Raw genomic sequence first — 17,096 nt, forward strand, 5'->3', positions numbered from 1 at the left:
GAGTCTAGGACGTGGGCCCTGATGGCAGCACGGCGAGGCGCGCCGGGTCGACCCGCAGGACGACCCGGTCACCCGGCGCGGGAAGCCACCCGGGCGCCCCCACGGCGTCCGCCTCGCCGATGCCCTCGGCGTCGACGACGAGCCGTACGTCGTCCGGAGTGGCCCGTACGGCGAGCACGGTGGCCGTCAGGCCGTCACCGTCGGCCGAGCCCGGGTCGGCCCGGCGTGCGGCCAGCGCCGAGCGTCGTACGGCGATCGCGTCCGCGGCCGGCAGCCCGGCGGCCGCCAGGACCGCCCGGGCGGCGCCGTTCTCGAGCACCCGTGCGTAGCCGAGGAACAGGGCGGTCGCCGCATCCATCGGCCGCGCCCACACCTCCTCCGTCGTGCCCTGCTGGACGACGGCGCCGGCGCGCATGACCGCCAGCCGGTCGGCGACGGCGAACGCCTCCTCCTGGTCGTGGGTCACCAGCAGCGCGGTGGTGCCCGCCTCGCGCAGGATCCGCCGCAGGTCGGCCGCCAGCCGCACCCGGAGCTCGGCGTCGAGCGAGGAGAGCGGCTCGTCCAGCAGCAGCAGCCGCGGCTCGGCCGCGAGCGACCGGGCCAGCGCGACCCGCTGGCGCTCGCCGCCGGAGAGCGTGCGCGGCATCCGGTCGCCGTACCCACCGAGGCCGACCAGCTCGAGGAGCGAGGCGACCTCGGTCCCGATGGCGCGCCTCGACAGCCCCGGCGTACGCCGGAGACGCAGCGCATAGCCGACGTTGCGGGCGACGCTCAGGTGGTCGAACAGCTGGCCGTCCTGGAACATCAGCGCGAACCCGCGCTTGTGGGTGGGCACGCCGGCGAGGTCGTCGCCGTCCCACCGGACCGACCCGGCCCGCAGCGGCTCCAGGCCGGCCACCGCCCGCAGCAGCGAGGACTTCCCGCTGCCGGACGGCCCGAGCACGGCGAGCACGTGCCCGTCGTCGACCTGCAGGTCCACGCCGTCGACGGCGACGTGGTGCCCGAAGGCGACCGTGAGCCCCTCGACCGTCAGCACCTAGATCACCCCCACACCGGGAACCCGAAGCCGCTCGACCAGCAGGATCACCAGGGTCGTGGTCGCGGCGAGCACGACCGAGGCTGCCATGGCGGTGCCGTAGTTCAGCTGGCCGGGGCTGCCGATCAGGCGGTAGATCACGACCGGCAGCGTCGGCACCTCGGCCCGCACGATGAACGACGTCGCGCCGAACTCCCCGAGCGAGACGGCGAACGCGAACCCGGTCGCCGCGAGCAGTGGCCGCCAGAGGACCGGTACGTCGACCGTCAGCACGGTCCGCAGCGGACCGGCGCCGAGCGACGCCGCGGCCTGGCGCTGCCGGTCGTCGATGCCCTGCAGGACCGGCACCAGCACCCGGACGACGAGCGGCAGCGCGACCAGCGCCTGGGCGACCGGCACCAGCAGCGGGCTCGAGCGGAGGTCGAGCGGAGGGTCGTCGAGGGTGATCAGGAACCCGAAGCCGAGGGTCACCGCCGAGACCCCGAGCGGCAGCATGAACAGCCCGTCGAACGCGCTCCGCACCGTGGCCTCGGTGCGGCTCCGCGCCTTCCTGGTCACCACGATGGCGACCAGCAGGCCGAGCAGCAGGGACATCCAGGTCGCGTCGACGGCGATCCGCAGCGAGTTGACCAGCGCCTCGGACACCGGCACCCGCAGCAGGCCGCCGCCCATCCCGCCACCGCCGGCGTCGGCACCGCTCCCCTGCAGGGCGCGGTAGTGCGCGAGCGTCCACGCGCCGTCGTACCGCAGGGAGCCGACGACCAGCGTGACGATCGGCAGGGCGATCGCGACCAGCACCACCGCGGTCGCGGCCACGGCGGGCACGTCCTGGCGCCGCGGTCGCACGGGGGCGGCCAGCGCGCGTCGTACCGTCGGGTCCGGTACGGCACGCAGCCGCGCCGCGACAGCCAGGAGTACGACGACCGCGGCCAGCTGCACGAGCGAGAGCGCGGCCGCCGCCTGGTACTCCACGGTCCCGCTGATCGCCCCGGTCGTGAGCAGGTAGATCTCGGTCTCGACGGATGCGTAGCGGGTGCCGCCGAGCAGGAGCACCACGCCGAACCCGGTCGCGCAGAACAGGAAGACCACCGCGGCGGCGGACACGATCGCGGGCCGCAGCGCGGGCAGCGTGACCGAGGTCAGCACCTGGAGCGGGGACGCGCCGAGCGCGGCGGCGGCCTCGGCCGGCCGGCGGTCGAGGCTCTCCCACGCCGTGCCGACGGTGCGGATGACGACGGCGACGTTGAAGAAGACCAGGCCCATCATGATCGCCACCGGGGTGCCGTCGAGGTCGAGGAAGCCGAGCGGGCCGGACTCGGCGACCAGCTCCCGGATCGCGATGCCTACGACGACGGTCGGGAGCACGAACGGCACCAGCAGCGCGGCCCGCACCGCGCCGCGCAGCGGGAGAGCCAGCCGGTGCAGGGCGTAGGCGGCCGGGAGGCCCATCAACACCGCGACGACCGTCGACGCGGTGCTGGTCCACACCGTGAACCAGAGGACGCGGCGGGTGCGCTCGTGGCCCAGCACGTCCAGGACCGCGCCCGGGTCGAACGACCCCTCCGGCCACAGCCCGCGCTCGAGCATCCCGGACACCGGGAGCAGGAAGAAGACCGCGAGCACCGCGGTCGGCACCGCGGCCAGCGCGAAGAGGCCGGCTACCCTCCTCATCCGGTCACCCGCTGGTGATGTCCGTCCACTCCATCAGCCACTCACGCCGGTGCTCGGAGATGTCCTCCGGTGCGACCTCGATCGGCGCCTCCGGCTGGGTGGCGAACTCCGCCCACTCCGGCGGCAGCGCCGCTTCGTCGTCGACCGGGAAGACGTACATGCTCGTCGGCAGCGCCTCCTGCACCTCGCGGCTCAGCAGGAAGTCGATCACCCGCTCCGCACCCTCCGGGTTGGCCGCGCCCTCGAGCACGCCGGCGTACTCGACCTGACGGAAGCAGGTGTCGAGCAGCGCCGCGGTCGACGTCTCGCCGTCCTTCACCGTGTAGGCCGGCGAGGTGTCGTAGGAGAGCACGATCGGGCGGTCGCCCCCGGAGAAGGAGAAGTCGACGTAGTAGGCGTCCTCCCACCCCTTCACGACCTTGGCCCCGTTGGCGAGGAGGTCCTCCCAGTAGGTGGTCCAGTCGTCGCCGTACTCGCCGATCGTCGCCAGCAGGAACGCGAGCCCGGGGGTGCTGGTGGTCGCGGCCGACGTGACGAACAGGTCGCGGTAGGCGGGGTCGACGAGGTCGTCCAGGGTGGCCGGCGGCTCGAGGTCGCGCTCGGCGAACCACGCGGAGTCGACGTTGACGCAGACGCTGGCGTTGTCGACGGGCGTCAGGACACCCTCGTCGTCGCCGGGCAGCAGGTACTGGTCCGCGCCGGAGGGGAGCTCGGCGTCGTACGGCGCGAACACGCCCTCCTCGAGCGCCGCGCCCGCGAACGTGTTGTCCACGCCGAACGCGACGTCACCGATGGGGTCGCCCTGGGTGACGGTCAGCGTGCTGGTGAGCTCGCCTCCATCCCCGGCGGGGCTGTGGGTGAGCGTGCAGCCCGACTCGTCCTCGAACGCCTTGACGACCTTCTTGGGCAGGTCGAACGAGTCGTGGGTGACGAGCACGACCTCGCCGCACTCCCCCGGGGCGGTGTCGGGGGCGTCGTCGTTCTCGGTCACGAGCGAGCAGCCGGTGCCGATCAGCGCGAGCGCGGAGAGGGTGATCGCAGGACGGAAGCGCATCGGTGGTGACTCCCTTCGCCGGTATTAGCCGGAGCAGGTTCGGAGGGTCTGCGGCTCTGGCCGCACTCTCAGCACGCTGACGTGCTCCCCTGTCTTTCAGTCCCAATGTATGCCGCGCGCGCCGGCCACCCTCCGGCGGCCTAGATTCGTGGACGTGGAGATCCGCGTCGCCCCGTTCGAGGGCCTCACCGCCGTCGATGTGTACGACGTGGCCCGGCTCCGGCAGGACGTCTTCGTGGTCGAGCAGGCCTGTCCGTACGCCGACCTCGACGGCCGCGATCCCGAACCCGGCACCGGGCACGTGCTGATGCGCGAGGGCGATGCCTTGCTCGGCTACCTGCGGGTGCTCGACGACGCGACCACGTGGCGGATCGGGCGGGTGGTTCTCGCGCCGGAGGCCCGCGGGCGCGGGCTTGCCGACGGCCTGGTTGAAGCCGCGCTCGCCCATTGCGCCGCGGTCGGTCCCGACAGGGACGTGGTGCTCGACGCCCAGACGCCGCTGGCGGGCTGGTACGCCGGGTTCGGGTTCGCCGCCGATGGGGCCGAGTTCCTCGAGGACGGCATCCCGCACACCCCGATGCGGCTCAGCCGGTGACGGTGTAGCTGTCCCCGTCTGCGCTGGTCACGCAGGTCGCCTGGCCGCGCGCGACGAGCAGGTCGAGGTGGGCCTTGGTCTCCATGGCCGCCATGCCCTTGTTGAAGAGGTCGAGCTCGTCGTACGACCGCTCGTGCCGGGTCCAGCCGAGATCGGTCGCGACGAGGGCGGCGACCGACGCGCCGCGGGACCGCAGCGACGTCAGGCACTGCTCGAGCCGGTGCTCGTGGTGCGCGAGCAGCTCGTCGACGCGTGCGTGGGACGAGGGCGCGACGGGCCCGTGGGCGGGCAGGATCCGCAGGTCCGGGAGCCCGCGCACCTTCGACAGGGAGGCCATGAAGTGGCCGAGCGGGTCGGGCTCGGGCGGGACCGTGAAACCGATCGACGGGGTGATCGTCGGCAGCACGTGGTCGCCGGCGAAGAGCAGCCCGTCGGCGCGGTCGGCGAAGACGTAGTGGCCCGGGGTGTGACCGGGTGTGTGCACGGCGTCGATGGTCCGGCTGCCGATGTCGACGCTCACGTCGCCGTCGAGCCAGGTGTCGGGGTAGGCCCAGTCGACCGGGTCGGGGAGGTCCTCGACGCGCCGCCCGAGCTCCCACGCGTCGGCGACCTCGAGCGCGCCGGCGGACCGGAGCACCCCGCTGAACGGGTTGCCCTGGTCGAACTCGCCGCGCCCGGCGGCGTGCAGTAGGTCGAGGCCGGGCTTCTCGGGCAGGCCGAGGGCGACGTCGGCGCCGTACTCGTGGCCGAGGACGGTCGCCATCGTGTAGTGGTCGCGGTGGATGTGGGTCACCAGGAACCGCTTGATGTCGCCGAACCCGGAGCCGATGGAGCGCAGGCACTTGTCGAGCAGCTCGCGCGCGACCGGGATCGCCCAGCCGCCGTCGATCAGGGTGAGGCCGCCTGCGTCGTCGTCGTTCCGGACGACGTAGACGTTGATCGCCTTGAGCCCGTCCATGGGGAGCGGCAGCGGGATCCGGTGGATGCCGGGGGCCACCTCCCAGGCGCCCTCGGCCGCCCAGTGCTCGCCAGAGTCGGGTGAGATAGCGGCGCCGGTACTGACTCCAGAGGTCATCCCGGCACCCTACTGATCCGTGCTGAAGGCGCTCGGAGCGAGGTCGGGAAGACCGAGGTCGAGGTTGGGGCCCTGGAGGCCGCCGTCGACCTCGAGGATCTTGCCGGTGACGTACTGCCCGGCGCGCGAGGAGAGGTAGACGACCGCCGCCGCGATGTCCTCCGCCTCGCCGATCCGGCCGAGCGGGGTGCCGTGCTCCATCTGCTCCTTCATCTCCGGGTTGCCGGCGACGTACTCCAGCGCGCTGGTCATCACCGACCCGACGTAGATGCCGTTGACCCGGATCCGCGGCGCGAGGTCGGTGGCGGCGAGCCGCGACCAGTGCGCCAACGCGGCCTTGGCGGTGCCGTAGGCGAGGTAGCCGCGGCCGGCGGTCCGGCCCATCGTCGAGCTGACGCTGACGACCGACTTCTGGCGGTGCTCGTCGGGGTCGCCGACCGACGCGAGCATCAGCGGTACGGCGGCGCGGGTCAGCGCGTGCGCCGTACTGACGTTGAAGTGGAAGGCCTCGTCCAGGTAGGCGACGTCGGTGTCGAGGAACGCGTTCGGGATGGTGCCGCCGACGTTGTTGACGACGATGTCGAGGCGCCCGAACTCGTCGTACGCCGCCTGCGCGAGGCCGGCGACCGCCTCGGTGTGCGCGAGGTTCGCTGGTACGACGAGCGCCCGGCGTCCCGCTGCCCGGATCCGCTCGGCGACCTGCTCGAGCTGCGCCTCGGTGCGGGCCGAGATCACGACGTCGGCGCCCGCCTCGGCGAGCGAGACCGCGGTGGCTGCGCCGATGCCGCGGCCGGCGCCGGTGACGACGGCGACGTGGTCGGTGAGCCGGAACCGGTCGAGGATGCTCACTTGCTCACCAGGCCCCGGCCGGTGATGAGCGGGAGGTCGAGGGCGGTGATCAGGCCGGGGTCGGCGGCGACCACGGCGGGTACGGCGTTCACCAGCCGCTGCGCGGTGACGATCATCCCGGAGACGTTGTGGTCGCCGTGCTCGCCGTGGTGGCTGAACTCGACCTTCATCTGCGGCTCACCGGAGATCTCGATCCGGTAGCAGCCGTCGCCCTCGTGGGGACTCGGCCACCCGGGCTCGGCCTCCGCGTCGGTGCGGGTGACGTGCTCGAGGGTGATCCGCGGTACGCCGTCGACGGTGCCGATCACGCGGAACCGCACCGAGCCCATCGTCCCCTCCTCGATGTCGACGGAGACCGTCTGGATCGAGCGCGGCGCCGGCCGCCGGTCGACCTCCTCGACGAGCGGCTCGTCGAGGGTGACGTCGAGCCCGGCGGCGATCAGCCGGACGACCGGGCCCCAGGCCGTGGTGAGGATGCCCGGCTCCCAGAGCAGCGGCTTGGCGTCCATCGGCTGCCCGAAGCCGAAGAGGTCGCGCATGACCACCGGCTGGTAGTAGGTCGAGTAGTCGGCGATCTCGCTGACCTTGATGTGGTCGATCCGCTGGCTGAGGCTGGTCATCACCAGCGGCAGCACGTCGTTGGCGAAGCCCGGGTCGATGCCGTTGACGTGCAGGCTCGCGTTGCCCTCGCGGCCGGCCTCGTCGATGGTGGCGATCATATCGTCCGGCAGGGTGCCCGCGCGGTGCAGCAGGATCACCGGGCCGCTCGACACCACGTTCACCCCGTCGCGGATCAGGCCGGTCAGGTCGTCGATCGACTCGAAGACCCGGTCGTCGGTCATCGCCCCGTGGACGATGCAGTCCGGCCGCAGCGCGACCAGCTCGTCGCGATCGGTCGTGGCCTTGACCCCGAGCTCGCGCCCGAGCTCGGCCAGCTCGCCCGCGTCGACGCCGTGCTTGGCGGGCGTCGAGGTCCAGACTCCGACCAGCTCGAGATCGGGATGCGCGTCCACACCAGCGATGGCGTGCCTCCCGATCGTTCCGGTGGACCAGACGACGACACGAAGCGGTTTCTCGGGGCGGGTCGATGCGAAGGTGGCCTGCGACATGGGCCCCAGGGTAGAACAGGTTCTAGTTTTAGGGAATGGTGCTCGCCGGGCGGGCTGCTGCTGTAACTCGGTGTTCGGTCCGCTCGATGGGTCGTTTGTGCGCTCCCTCGGTGCCGTGACCGGCCACAGCGCCGAGGGAGCGGATCCGGCACCGACCGAGCAAACCGAACACCGAGTTACAGCACCGCGCCGCGCGCACCCCACCGAACCCCGAGGGAGCGAGGGAGCAAGGCGACGTACCCACGGGTCAGGCGGTCGGAATCGCCTCGTCGGCTGCCCACTCCACGCAGCGGGTGCCGGTGTAGATCGTCGGCATGCAGCGGTTGCAGTGGGTGCAGATGCCCTCGGTGGCGGTCCCGGCCTGCAGCCGGTTGACGAGGTCCGGCTCGCGCAGCACCGCGCGACCCATCGCCACCAGGTCGAAGCCGTCGGCCATCGCCTGCTCCATCGTCTCCAGCCGGTTGATGCCGCCCAGCAGCATCAATGGCATGGACAGCTCGCGCCGGAACCGGAGTGCCTTCTCCTTGAAGTAGGCCTCCTCGAACTCATAGCGCTTGAGGAACCCGCGGCCGACCGGGGTCTTCATGCCCCACTTCACGATCGTCGGCATCGCGTCGGCGAACTCGGCGACGGGCGTCTCGCCACGGAAGAGGTACATCGGGTTCATCAGCGACGACCCACCCGACAGCTGGAGGGCGTCGAGGTGGCCGTCCGCCTCGAGCAGCTGCGCGAACGCGATGCCCTCCTCGGTGGTGACACCCCCGCGGAACCCGTCGGAGACGCTGATCTTGGCGGTCAGCGCGACCGCGCCGCCGACCTCTTCGCGTACGGCGCGCGCCACCTGGCGCCCGAGCCGGGCACGGCGCTCGAGCGGGCCGCCCCAGCGGTCCTTGCGGCGGTTCAGCCCCGGCGCGAGGAACGACGAGATCAGGTAGCTGTGCGCCATGTGCAGCTCGAGTACGTCGAACCCGGCGCGGACCAGGACCCGAGCAGCGTCGACGTACGCCCGGGTGACCCGGGTCAGGTCCCGCTCGCTCGCCGCCCTGATCATCTGCATCGACAGCGGGCTCGGCATCCGGCTCGCGGAGATCGCGTGCACGCCGTTCGAGCGGCCGTTCGCGACCGGCCCGGCGTGGCCGACCTGGCCGGCGACCGCGGTGCCCTCGGCGTGGACGGCGTCGGTCAGCCGCGCGAGACCGGGCAGCGTGCGCGGCCCGATGACGATCTGCTCGGCGTGCGTACGGCCCTCCGGCGCAACGGCGAGGTAGGCGACCGTCGTCAGGCCGATCCCGCCCCGCGCCGGCGCGAGGTGGTAGGCGATCAGCTCGTCGGTGACCTCCCCCGCAGGCGTGCGCCCCTCGAACGTCGCCGCCTTCACGGTGCGGTTGCGCAGCCGGACCGGACCGAGATCGACGGGACTGAAGACAGAGGGACGCACCCAAGAACTGTAACGCGTTCTACTCTGGTTTCATTCAGACCTCACCCGCTCCCCCGGAGGTCCCCGTGCGACGTACTCCAGCCTTCCGTCCCCGCCGCGGCCGCGCCCTCGCTCCCGTCGCGGTCCTCGCCCTCGTGTCGGCCCTCGCCGCGGGCTGCAACGACGACGGCGGCGACTCCGACTCCGACGACAAGGACGAGAAGGACGGCCCGGTGGTCGCGCTCACCGAGGAGCAGATCTCCGAGGCCCTGCTCCAGGAGGAGAACCTCGGCGAGGGCTGGATCTCACGACCCGCCGAGGAGGACGACGGCAAGGCGCCCGGCTGCCTCGGCCAGGCCGATCTCCTGGTCGAGCAGCTCGAGTACCAGGCGAAGGCCGGCACGGAGTTCGAGTACGGCGACAGCCTCCCGACCGTCGACACCAGCATCAGCGCCTATGCCGCCGAGCCCTCCATCAAGGCCATCTTCGACCAGGCCCAGGTCGTGCTGAGTGCCTGCACCTCGATCACCGGCGAGGACACCGACGGCAACACCTGGGACCTCACGATGAAGACGACCGAGGACGTCCGCTACGACGGCGTCGACGACCAGCTCGACCTGTCGGCGACCGGGACGATCGCGGAGCCGGGCGGTCAGCCGGTCGAGGTCTACATCGAGACGACCTACGTCCGGGTCGGGCCGAACATCGCTGTCGTGGCCACCGTTGATGTCCAGCAGCGCTCGACCGAGCACGCGGCCTGGGCCGAGATCGCTGTCGAGCGGCTGGTCGACGTGGCCCAGGGCGACGAGCCCGAGGACACCACGGCGCCCGCGCCGGCCTAGGCCAGCTGAGGACTCCTCCGCGTCCTAGGCGAACTTCGCCGGCCGCTTCTCCAGGAAGGCAGCGATGCCCTCCTGCCCGTTCGGCGTGCCGGCGAGCGCACTGATCGACTCCGCCTCGCGCCGCAGCGCCGCCTCGGGCGCCGCCTCGGCGGCGTTGCGCACGAGCCGCTTGGCGGCAGCGAGCGCGCCCCGGGACCCGGCGAGCAGGTCGGCGACGACGGCGTCGGCGGTGGCGGCCAGCTCGTCCGCCGGTACGACGCGCGCGACCAGGCCGGCGTCGTACGCCTCCTGCGCGGTGAGGACGTCGCCGAGCAGGGCCAGCCGGAGCAACCGGTGCAGGCCGAGCGTGTGGACCAGGAGGCTGCCGCCGCAGTCGGGGCTGAGGCCGACCTTCGCGTAGGCCAGGCTGAACTTCGCCGTGTCGGCGGCGAGCACGATGTCGGCCGCTGCCGCCAGCGGGAAGCCGCCGCCGGCAGCTGTGCCGTGGACGACGCTGACGACGATCGCGTCGCCGCGGACCAGCTCGGTGATGACCCGGTGGACCGACTCGGCGAGGTCGAGGAGCAGCGCACCGGGGTCGGCCGCACCGCCGAACGCACCGAGGTCACCGCCCACCGAGAAGAAGCGCCCCTCGGCGGCGAGCACGATCACCCGCGCACCGTCGGCCTTGGCCCGCAGCACGGCCTCGTGGAGCTGCTGGGTCGACACAGGCTCGATCGGGTTGCCGCGGTCGCCGGCCACGAAGGTGATCCGCGCGGCGCCGTCGGTGAAGGCGTAGTCGACGTACTGATCGGTCATGGTTCCTCTTCCGGGGTGTGTCGGGAGTGTGGGGTCAGGCGGCGCAGTCGCCGGTGCCGACCTCGGATTCGCGGTTCTCGCCTGCATCGGCGCTGTCGGCGACCTGCTTCGCGGTCAGGGCGTAGCCGGTGTCGGAGTCCTCGACGGACGCGGCGAAGACGACGCCGGCGACCTGGCCGCCGGGAGTGATGATCGGGCCCCCGGAGTTGCCGGGCCGGACCAGCCCACGCAGCGAGAAGACGTCACGGAGCACGGTGCCGGACCCGTAGATGTCGGGCGAGCGGAGGGTCGGGTTGTCCCGGACCCGGCCCGGCTGGACGTCGAACGGCCCGTCCTGCGGGTAGCCGACGATCGCGACCGGGTCGTCGGGCCCGACCGACTCGTCGAACTTGAGGATCGGTGCGTCGCCGGTGTCGACGCTGAGGACGGCGACGTCGAGGTCGGGGTCGTAGAGGACGACCCGGGCGAGCTCGGTGCCACCGTTGATCTCGACCTCCGGGTCGTCGACGCCGGCGACGACGTGGGCGTTGGTCATCACCTTGTTGCGCTCGAACACGAACCCGGTGCCCTCGACCCCACGGCCGCAGTCGTTGGCCCCGCGGATCTTGACGACGGACCCCTCGGTCGACAGGACCTGCGGATCGGTCGTCAGTCGCTTGGGGCCGGGCGCGACCTCCCGGATCCGCTCCGGCGAGAATGGCTCGAGGTAGCGCGGGAAGAAGCCGGTGCCGACGACCTGGTTGAACGCCTGCAGCACGTTGGGCGCGGACGCCGGGAGGGCCGCGTTGACCTTGCCGAGCACCCACGAGCTGCGGACCTGCTCGGTGACCGGGCCGATCCGGGTGCCGGAGATGGCGTAGCCGAGCGCCCAGGCCACGAGCAGCACGGCGGCCGCGGACAGCGCCGCGCCGCCGACGGCGTCGACGGCGCGCACGGGCTGCCAGGTGATCCGCTCCCGGACCCGGGCACCGGCGTACTGCATCAGCGCCTGGCCCAGCGACGCACCGAGGATCACGATGAAGAGCGCCCCCAGCGAGACGCCGAGCGACGGGTTGGCACCGCCGAGGACGAGGGGCGCGACCCAGATGCCGAGGAAGCCGCCGAGCAGCAGGCCGACGGTCGCGAACGCGCCGGTGACGAACCCCTGCCAGTAGCCGGACAGCGCATAGGCGAGGACCAGCACCACGAGCAGCCAGTCGAGGAGGTTGAGGCCCATCAGGAACGACCCCCCTGCCTCGGGTTGGGCTCGGCGATGTCGAGGCTGTCGGGCTCGTCGCCGTCCTCAGCGTGATCGACCCGGCGCTGGTACTCGGCGAGCATGTAGCCCGGGAGCTCGTGGACGGGCGGCTCGGCCACCGGCGGCAGCCAGCCGAGGTAGTCGAAGAACCGGGTGATGATCCCGCCGGTGAAGCCCCACAGGATGACGTCGCGCTGCTCCCCGATGAGGAAGCCCGGCCCGGTCCAGCCGCTCGGGTGTCGTACGGCGATCCGGTGCTCCGGCGCGAACAGCTCCTCGAGCACCACGCGATGGATCTCGTGGACCTCGTCGGGGGAGGCGACCTCGACCGGGTGGGGGTCGCGCCACCAGCCGAGCACGGGGGTCACCGCGAAGTTGGACGGCGGCAGCCACAGCTCGGGGAGGGTGGCGAAGACCTCGACGGCCGCAGGGTCGACGCCGATCTCCTCCTGCGCCTCCCGCAGCGCGGCCTCGATCGCGCTCTCTCCGGGATCGATGGTCCCGCCGGGGAAGGACACCTGGCCGGGGTGGGAGCGCATGCCGTGAGCGCGCTCGGTCAGCAGCAGGTCGCCGCGCCCGTCCTCCTCGCCGAAGAGCATCAGCACCGCACCACGGCGGGGGTCGGACCCCGGCGGCGGCAGGAACGCGGTCAGGTCGCTGCCCTCGATCGCGCTGGCCGCCTCGGCGACGGGCAGCAGCCACCCCGGGAGGTCGTCAGGTACGGCGAACGCCGGCTGGTCGTTCACGCCGCACTCCGGTCCAGCTCGATGCCGAGCTTGTCCTCGGCGAGCTCGACGACCTCGTCGACCGTGTCGAGACCGCCGGTCTCGATGTCGATCGAGCCGTCCTCGAGCACGAACACGAAGGTCGGCAGACCGCTCACGACCAGGTCGGACTCCTGCAGGTCGCCGCACGGGTCGGCATAGGAGGGGTAGGTGGCGCCGGTGCGCTTGGCCAGGTCGAGCGCCGCGCCGGGATAGGTGTCCAGGTAGTCGACCCCGATGACCGGCACCTGGTCGCCGTACTGCTGGTGGAACTCCTCGAGCGCCGGCATCTCCTTGACGCACGGCGCGCAGTTGGACGCCCAGAAGTTGATGATCGCCGGGCCCTCGACGGCATCGAGTGCTCCGGCGCTGCCGCCACCGAGGCAGGGCAGCTCGACGTCGGGCAGGTCGGAGTCGCCGCTGCCGGTCGGGCAGTCGGCCATCCCGGCGTCGGCCTTGAGGCCGCGCAGCTCCGCGGTGTCGACGTCGACGTCGCACCCGGCCGCCGGGTCGCTCTGGTCGCACCCGGTGAGCAGCACGGCGATCGCGAGGACCGCGAGTGGCAGGGCTCGCATCAGTTGGGTCCCTCGGTGCGGACCAGCTTGTCGGCCTCGACCGGATCGGTCGGTCCGGTGCCGTAGGAGGGGCACCACCGGGCGATCGGGCACGCGCCACAGGCCGGCTTCTTGGCATGGCAGACCCGGCGGCCGTGCCAGATCAGGTGATGGCTGAGCATCGTCCAGTCCCGCTTCGGGAAGAGCGCGCCGACGGCGTGCTCCGCCTTGACCGGGTCGGTCTCCTCCGTCCACCCGAGGCGGCGGGCGAGCCGGCCGAAGTGGGTGTCGACCGTGATCCCGGGGATGTCGAAGGCGTTGCCCAGCACCACGTTGGCGGTCTTGCGGCCGACCCCGGGGAGCGTCACCAGGTCGTCGAGGCGCGGCGGGACCTTGCCGTCGTAGCGCTCGACGAGCGCGGCGCTGAGCTTGAGCAGCGCCTCGGTCTTGGCCCGGAAGAAGCCGAGCGGGCCGATGATCTGCTCGAGGTGCGCGCGGTCGGCGGCGGCCATGGCCTTGGGGTCTGGGTACGCCGCGAACAGCTTCGGCCGGACGATGTTGACCCGCTTGTCGGTCGTCTGCGCACTCAGCACGGTGACGACGAGGAGCTGGAACGGATCGTCGAAGTCCAGCTCGCACTTCGCGTCGGGATACGTCTCGGCCAGCACCCGGTCGATCTTGCGCGCCCGACGAACGAGGCCGGTCGGCGTCTCGGCCTCTGTCGTGATCGCCCGCACGCCGGTCAGCCTACGGGTAGCCGCCGACGGGCCTGACCCTCACGGCCGCTAGGTGTGAGGTGGGCCACTGGCTAGGATGCGGGCTGACGTTGCGCGCACCACACGCAGACGTCCGGCCGGCCTCACTGGGGGGACCGGTCGCCGTACCTAATCCTTGGAGGAACCGGTGGACAACGACGTACTCCGTCAGGCACCGCTGTTCAGCGCCCTCGACGACGAGGCTGCGTCGGCCCTGCGGTCGTCCATGTCCGAGACCCGGCTGCGCCGCGGCGAGGTGCTGTTCCACGAGGGCGACGGCGGCGACAAGCTCTACATCGTCCTCGAGGGCAAGGTGAAGCTCGGCCGCACCTCCTCCGACGGCCGCGAGAACCTGCTCGCGATCCTCGGCCCGGGCTCGATGTTCGGCGAGCTGTCGCTCTTCGACCCCGGCCCGCGGTCCGCGACCGTCACCGCCGTCACCGACGCCGAGTTCGTCTCGCTCTCCCACGAGGACCTGCTGCGCTGGCTCGACGGCCGCCCGGCCGTCGCCCGCGGCCTGCTCACGCAGCTCGCCGGCCGGCTGCGCAAGGCCAACGACGTGGTCGCCGACCTGGTCTTCTCCGACGTCCCCGGCCGGGTCGCCAAGGCGCTGCTCGACCTCGCCGAGCGGTTCGGCCGTACGGCGGACGACGGGGTGCACGTCCACCACGACCTCACCCAGGAGGAGCTGGCCCAGCTGGTCGGCGCGTCCCGCGAGACGGTCAACAAGGCGCTTGCCGACTTCGCGTCCCGCGGCTGGCTCCGCCTCGAGCCCCGCTCGGTGGTCATCATGGACATGGAGCGGATGACCCGCAGGGCTCGCTGAGCCTTCCGAGATTTTCTCGGGTGGAGCCACCCCCGGACCCCCGCCCGGACGCAGCGCGCTGCTCGTCGTACTCCTGGGCGGCGGGGCGTGGCTGCTGGTCCGCCGCCTTTTGGGCTGACGACGTTCCCAGGGATGTGGCAAGGTCGGGCCATGGTGCTGAGTGGTGAGGAGATCCTGGTGGCGGACCGAGCCGCGTGGCGGTCCTGGCTCGCCGAGCACCACCGCTCCGAGCCCGCGGCGTGGCTGGTGCTCACCCGCAAGGGCGGCACCGTGACGACCCTGACCTACGAGGACGCCGTGCTCGAGGCGCTGTGCTTCGGCTGGATCGACGGCCAGGGCCGCAGCCGGGACGCGGAGACGACGTTCATCCGGTTCACGCCGCGGGGCCCGAAGAGCAAGTGGTCGGCGTCCAACGTGTCCCGGGTCCGACTGCTGGAGTACGACGGGCTGATGACCCCCGCCGGGCGGGCCGCGGTCGAGGCCGCGAAGGCCGACGGCCGCTGGGCCGCCGCCGTCGCGGGCTAGCGATCAGCCGAACAGCTCGTCGAGGTCGGCCGGGACCCGGACGTCGCCGTACGTCAGGACTCCGGAGCCGGCGGTGAGCCGTGCGGTCTCTGCGTACAGCCCGTCCCGCAGCGCCATCGTGATGACCACCCGGTCGCGCGGATCGACGATCCAGTACGACGGCGCTCCCCAGGCGGCGTAGCGCTGCACCTTCGCCACCAGGTCCTTCCCGCGGTGGGACGAGACGATCTCCACCACCAGGTGAGGGACCCCCCTCAGCGCACGCTGCTCGTCGGTCGGGTCGTGGACCATCAGGTCCGGGATCAGCTCCTCGCGCGCATCCCTCGGCGACAGCCCCAGCCGTGGGTGACCTTGCTCCCCGGCGCCAGGTGCTGATGGAGCAGCATCTGCAGCCGGAACTCGATGGCTTGGTGGTGCTGCGAGGGTGCGGCTGAGACGACGAGAGCCGTACCAGGCCCTCCGTCGGCGCCTGTGGACAGCGGCGTTGCCGGGTGGCCACTCAGGCGGTCACGACGTCGGCGCCATCTCGGCGCCGATCACCGGGCCGTGATCGATCCCGAACCGCTCCCCCATCGTGTCGAGTGCGCGTCGGTACTGCTCGCGCCGGCGCTTGTGCCCGATCAGGAACTGCAGCTGCCCGGCGAACCGCCGCGGCAGCGGATACCACCGGTCGAAGTCGAGACCGCACTGCTGGAACACCTTGGCCGGCGCGTGATCGGCTACGAGGCCGAGGTTGTACTGCGCGATGGTGAGCAGCGACACCAACCCCGCCAGCGGCGACTTCTGGAACAAGGCGATGCTGTCCGTGGTGTAGAGCGGCACCGTCCTGATCTTGTCGAGGAAGAGCAGGTGTGTGAGGAAGTAGCCCCCGAACGAGCTGAACCCGAACAGCCCGGTCGCCCCGATCCGGATGGACCGGCCGCTGGCCGAGACGTACGGCGGCTCGGACGGCCGGTCGGCGAAGTCGAAGTGGCTGGTGCAGTTGACGAGCCAGCTCCCCGGTTCGACGTCGACGTGGCCGCCGCTGCGGAGGGTCAGCCGGACGCCGTCTCCGTCGTCCACCGCGTCGAGGAGGTGGTCCATCACGGTCCGGCCCAGTCCTGCGCGGATCCGCTCGATCTCGGCCTCGGAGATCAGCCCGATGAACAAGTGGGCCGCCGTCGGCGTGGCCCACAGGCCGGCCTTCTCGCGGGCCCAGGTCGCGACGTCGTACTCGTTGGTGCCGTCGAAGCGGTTCGCCAGCTCTGCGAGGAACCAGTTGGGCCGCGCACCGCTCCACCACCTGCGGGCCCCGGTCGGATATAGGCGGTCACGGTTGATGAAGAACGTGCCCGTACCGGCGATCAGGTTCACCTCGCGGCCCGGGTAGTGGGTGATCAGCGCGTGCAGGGTGTCCATGCCGGTCTTGCCACTCCCGATGACCCAGACCGGCGCGTCGTCGGCGGCGATCGGACCGTCGCGCATGTCGCACGTCTCCGGCGCCACGGACCGCACGCGTGTGCTGGACAGGCGGAGGGGCTGGTTGGCCTCGATGCTGAAGCCAACGGCGTCGATGAGCCTGTCGGCCACGATCCTGACCGGGCTGCCGTCCGGCGCACGGCAGGTGACGACGACGACGTCGTTCTCCTCCTCCGAGCTCTGGTACTCGTGGCCGAACAGCTCGGTCACCTGCACGGCCTTCTCCGCCTCGTCGAGGCAGTGGCGCAGGTGGTCGAGCACCTCGGTCTTGGAGGACAGGTGCTCGGGAGGCTTGCCGAAGTCCCACTTCACGTTGCCCGCCGTGAAGAACGGGTGCGGCTGGTGGAGCCGCACGTAGTCGTAGGTCTCGACCCACATGCCACCCGGGCGGTCGTTGCGATCAACCAGCACGATCCGCTGGTCGGGCCGCAGGTAGCGGCTGGCGACGTACAGGGCGTTCATACCCGCGATCCCTGCGCCGACGACACACACGTCAGCGCGAACGGTCGCGTCCTGCTCGGTTGCTGACAC

18 protein-coding genes and 1 riboswitch are annotated in these 17,096 nt (G+C 71.9%); of the genes, 4 read left to right on the forward strand and 14 right to left on the reverse strand.

Features of this window, described 5'->3' with window-relative positions:
* Window positions 1–4: 4 nt before the first annotated feature.
* The 3 genes from D0Z08_RS13030 to D0Z08_RS13040 all read right to left on the reverse strand — a co-directional run bounded on the left by D0Z08_RS13030 (window position 5) and on the right by D0Z08_RS13040 (window position 3,761).
* On the reverse strand, window positions 5–1,036 hold the full coding sequence (locus D0Z08_RS13030; RefSeq protein WP_118925678.1) for an ABC transporter ATP-binding protein: 1,032 nt from the start codon (window positions 1,034–1,036) through the stop codon (window positions 5–7).
* Window positions 1,037–2,707 (reverse strand): ABC transporter permease, encoded by a 1,671-nt coding sequence (locus tag D0Z08_RS13035; RefSeq protein WP_118925679.1) that lies wholly within the window; start codon window positions 2,705–2,707, stop codon window positions 1,037–1,039. It lies immediately after the preceding gene.
* Window positions 2,708–2,711: 4 nt separating this feature from the next.
* Complete coding sequence (locus D0Z08_RS13040) at window positions 2,712–3,761, reverse strand: thiamine ABC transporter substrate-binding protein (RefSeq protein WP_118925680.1); 1,050 nt, start codon at window positions 3,759–3,761, stop codon at window positions 2,712–2,714.
* Window positions 3,755–3,862: riboswitch (TPP riboswitch) on the reverse strand. (Overlaps the previous gene by 7 nt.)
* A gap of 53 nt (window positions 3,863–3,915) precedes the next feature.
* On the opposite strand from D0Z08_RS13040, the gene D0Z08_RS13045 reads away from it, so the two are divergent.
* A complete protein-coding gene (locus D0Z08_RS13045) occupies window positions 3,916–4,356 on the forward strand; it encodes a GNAT family N-acetyltransferase (protein WP_245993924.1) in 441 nt (146 codons plus the stop codon).
* On the opposite strand, the gene D0Z08_RS13050 is transcribed toward D0Z08_RS13045, so the two are convergent.
* The 4 genes from D0Z08_RS13050 to D0Z08_RS13065 all read right to left on the reverse strand — a co-directional run bounded on the left by D0Z08_RS13050 (window position 4,346) and on the right by D0Z08_RS13065 (window position 8,827).
* Complete coding sequence (locus D0Z08_RS13050; RefSeq protein ID WP_118925682.1) at window positions 4,346–5,431, reverse strand: MBL fold metallo-hydrolase; 1,086 nt, start codon at window positions 5,429–5,431, stop codon at window positions 4,346–4,348. The two genes, D0Z08_RS13045 and D0Z08_RS13050, sit on opposite strands and share 11 nt — an antisense overlap.
* A gap of 9 nt (window positions 5,432–5,440) precedes the next feature.
* Window positions 5,441–6,280, reverse strand: a complete 840-nt coding sequence (locus D0Z08_RS13055; protein WP_118925683.1) for an SDR family oxidoreductase — start codon at window positions 6,278–6,280, stop codon at window positions 5,441–5,443.
* The gene (locus D0Z08_RS13060; RefSeq protein ID WP_118925684.1) at window positions 6,277–7,389 is read right to left on the reverse strand and encodes an NAD(P)H-dependent amine dehydrogenase family protein; all 1,113 of its coding nucleotides are present in this window, start codon (window positions 7,387–7,389) and stop codon (window positions 6,277–6,279) included. Before D0Z08_RS13060 ends, D0Z08_RS13055 begins: the two co-directional genes overlap by 4 nt.
* A 247-nt stretch (window positions 7,390–7,636) precedes the next feature.
* Complete coding sequence (locus D0Z08_RS13065) at window positions 7,637–8,827, reverse strand: oxidoreductase (protein ID WP_118925685.1); 1,191 nt, start codon at window positions 8,825–8,827, stop codon at window positions 7,637–7,639.
* 65 nt (window positions 8,828–8,892) lie between these two features.
* On the opposite strand from D0Z08_RS13065, the gene D0Z08_RS13070 reads away from it, so the two are divergent.
* Entirely contained in the window at window positions 8,893–9,648 is a 756-nt protein-coding gene (locus D0Z08_RS13070; protein ID WP_118925686.1) for a hypothetical protein, read from the forward strand.
* 24 nt (window positions 9,649–9,672) lie between these two features.
* On the opposite strand, the gene D0Z08_RS13075 is transcribed toward D0Z08_RS13070, so the two are convergent.
* Genes D0Z08_RS13075 through nth form a run of 5 tightly spaced genes read right to left on the reverse strand, consistent with a single transcriptional unit; the run spans window position 9,673 to window position 13,738 of the window.
* Window positions 9,673–10,446, reverse strand: coding sequence for an enoyl-CoA hydratase/isomerase family protein (locus tag D0Z08_RS13075; protein ID WP_118925687.1), 774 nt, complete (start codon window positions 10,444–10,446; stop codon window positions 9,673–9,675).
* Window positions 10,447–10,480: 34 nt separating this feature from the next.
* Window positions 10,481–11,662, reverse strand: a complete 1,182-nt coding sequence (locus D0Z08_RS13080) for a MarP family serine protease (protein WP_118925688.1) — start codon at window positions 11,660–11,662, stop codon at window positions 10,481–10,483.
* The gene (locus D0Z08_RS13085; protein WP_118925689.1) at window positions 11,662–12,429 is read right to left on the reverse strand and encodes an NUDIX hydrolase; all 768 of its coding nucleotides are present in this window, start codon (window positions 12,427–12,429) and stop codon (window positions 11,662–11,664) included. Before D0Z08_RS13085 ends, D0Z08_RS13080 begins: the two co-directional genes overlap by 1 nt.
* Window positions 12,426–13,022 (reverse strand): TlpA disulfide reductase family protein, encoded by a 597-nt coding sequence (locus D0Z08_RS13090; RefSeq protein ID WP_118925690.1) that lies wholly within the window; start codon window positions 13,020–13,022, stop codon window positions 12,426–12,428. Before D0Z08_RS13090 ends, D0Z08_RS13085 begins: the two co-directional genes overlap by 4 nt.
* Window positions 13,022–13,738 (reverse strand): endonuclease III, encoded by a 717-nt coding sequence (gene nth, locus D0Z08_RS13095; RefSeq protein ID WP_118925691.1) that lies wholly within the window; start codon window positions 13,736–13,738, stop codon window positions 13,022–13,024. Before nth ends, D0Z08_RS13090 begins: the two co-directional genes overlap by 1 nt.
* Before the next feature lie 166 nt (window positions 13,739–13,904).
* Between nth and D0Z08_RS13100 the strand changes: the two genes are divergently transcribed.
* Window positions 13,905–14,582 carry a Crp/Fnr family transcriptional regulator gene (locus D0Z08_RS13100; protein WP_118925692.1) on the forward strand — a complete coding sequence of 226 codons (678 nt, stop codon included), beginning with the start codon at window positions 13,905–13,907 and terminating at the stop codon, window positions 14,580–14,582.
* A 150-nt stretch (window positions 14,583–14,732) separates the two neighbouring features.
* On the forward strand, window positions 14,733–15,107 hold the full coding sequence (locus tag D0Z08_RS13105; protein WP_118925693.1) for a YdeI/OmpD-associated family protein: 375 nt from the start codon (window positions 14,733–14,735) through the stop codon (window positions 15,105–15,107).
* Between the two features lie 3 nt (window positions 15,108–15,110).
* Here the strand turns inward: D0Z08_RS13105 and D0Z08_RS13110 are convergent, their stop codons facing one another.
* Together D0Z08_RS13110 and D0Z08_RS13115 are read right to left on the reverse strand one after the other, a co-directional pair.
* On the reverse strand, window positions 15,111–15,446 hold the full coding sequence (locus D0Z08_RS13110) for a Uma2 family endonuclease (protein ID WP_342772350.1): 336 nt from the start codon (window positions 15,444–15,446) through the stop codon (window positions 15,111–15,113).
* 168 nt (window positions 15,447–15,614) lie between these two features.
* The gene (locus tag D0Z08_RS13115) at window positions 15,615–17,096 is read right to left on the reverse strand and encodes an FAD-dependent oxidoreductase (protein WP_220454164.1); all 1,482 of its coding nucleotides are present in this window, start codon (window positions 17,094–17,096) and stop codon (window positions 15,615–15,617) included.

It is taken from the genome of Nocardioides immobilis (assembly GCF_003515065.1).
Classification (GTDB): Bacteria; Actinomycetota; Actinomycetes; order Propionibacteriales; family Nocardioidaceae; genus Nocardioides; species Nocardioides immobilis.